Source organism: Staphylococcus sp. 231237_7MaSpsaltlick, assembly GCF_043107035.1.
Map to the genome: position 1 here is coordinate 1 of NZ_JBICNX010000246.1, position 662 is coordinate 662.

1 protein-coding gene is annotated in these 662 nt (G+C 26.4%); it reads left to right on the forward strand.

Features of this window, described 5'->3' with window-relative positions; translation table 11 throughout:
• Positions 1-440: 440 nt before the first annotated feature.
• Positions 441-662 (forward strand): DMT family transporter (locus ACF91D_RS31235; RefSeq protein WP_392438623.1); only part of this gene is annotated, 222 nt, incomplete at its 3' end.

The window sequence follows — 662 nt, forward strand, 5'->3', positions numbered from 1 at the left end:
TTATGAAAGTGAGTAATAATATTTATTGGAAATTGCTTTCTTACCGAAAATGCATTGTTTGTATGTAATTTCAACGGCAAATCACCTCCATTTTTATACTATTAAAACTATTTTTTTTCAAATAATTTTAAAATATAAAATAGCCTCGTTATTTATCTTGTATCATTAATCCACTTTTTAGTAATGATTTAAACCTTTAATAGTAATATAAGATTTTCACAATCGATCCTCATCAATTGAAAACTATTATCATTTACTTATGTTATGAAATTCCACCTACTTTTTCTAGGCATTTTTACTTTAATACTTAGTCTATATGCCATAAATGTTATATCTGATTGACTACAATTTTAGGCTAATATGCCTAGTTTTGTATACTAAATATCAATTAACCTGTTATTTATCAAAGATTTTATTAACTTAATTCGGAGGATAAAGTGATGACTATTTTATTTTATATTTTGGCCTTATTTTCAGGCATATGTTTGAGTATTGAAGCTGCCTTAGGAGGAATTTTATCAGATAAAACTGGGGCTATTTTAAGTACTTTTTATATTTTTCTTATGGGCACAGTACTTTTACTTTTAATCGTTTTATTCTTTGGAAAAGGAAACTTTAAACTTTTACCTAGGAATCACACATGGCAGTTAATGGGAGGCATC